This is a genomic window from Rosenbergiella gaditana (genome assembly GCF_018494065.1).
In the GTDB taxonomy this organism is placed as follows: domain Bacteria; phylum Pseudomonadota; class Gammaproteobacteria; order Enterobacterales; family Enterobacteriaceae; genus Rosenbergiella; species Rosenbergiella gaditana.
Map to the genome: position 1 here is coordinate 1 of NZ_JABBFR010000057.1, position 876 is coordinate 876.

Annotated in this window: 1 pseudogene; it reads left to right on the plus strand. The window is 41.7% G+C overall.

Annotated elements, in window-relative coordinates:
• Window positions 1–272 precede the first annotated feature (272 nt).
• Window positions 273–709, plus strand: a pseudogene (locus tag HH682_RS15930) (transposase); the annotation flags it as partial.
• Between the last annotated feature and the right edge of the window lie 167 nt (window positions 710–876).

Below are 876 nucleotides of genomic sequence, written 5' to 3' on the forward strand. Positions count from 1 at the left end.
TCGGTGGAGTTGCATGATAAGGTCATCGGGTACTACCTCACGATAAAGCACTATCAATAAATTGGAGTCATTACCAGTAAGTTATGTATTCGCCAAAAACCCAATAAACCCTGCCTCCAATCTCCCATTTGAGCATACGTGAATGTAAAATTATGCGCCTGTTTATAAGTATCCCGGCAAAAAAACTATTCACTTTTAGAGACCTGGTGGCACACTAAGATTATCCCGATGAGAAAATCGCTATGCGTTAAGTACAATTCACTTAACACTAGATCATTACCATTTTGAAATCTATTGAAACCGGCAGAACGGTAAAAAATGTTTGACGGGAAGCCGCCATTTCATAAGCTAGTTACTATAACTGGAAAGCTAAATTTGGCGGGACGGCTATTTCTAATATCAAAGAAATCGAAGATATGGAAGATGAAAACCGTCGATTGAAGCAAATTTTTGCTGAGTTAAGTCTGGAATGCAGGGGGCTCAAGGATGTGATAGACAAAAGCTTTAAACTCGCTCGCTCATTATCTAACACCGTAGTTTACTATGAATACACGCCTGGCATGTAGGACATTATCACTAAGGCGGTCTTTTTCTATCAGCCGGCTGCCCGGCGTGATGAAGTTATTATTGAAGCACTCACTGAAGCAGGTGAACGTTATCTTCGGCATGGCTTTAAAAATTTTTACAGGTTATTCGACAACAGGGAAACCTGTAGGATCGCAAGCGATAGCTTGGAACTGAGTGGTAGTGGTAGTGGTAGTGGTAGTGGTAGTGGTAGTGGTAGTTTAAATTATAGAAACAAAAAGGCCATCCGTAAGGATGGCCTTTTTGTCTTATTGGATGCCTGGCAGTTCCCTACTCTCGCATGGGGAGACC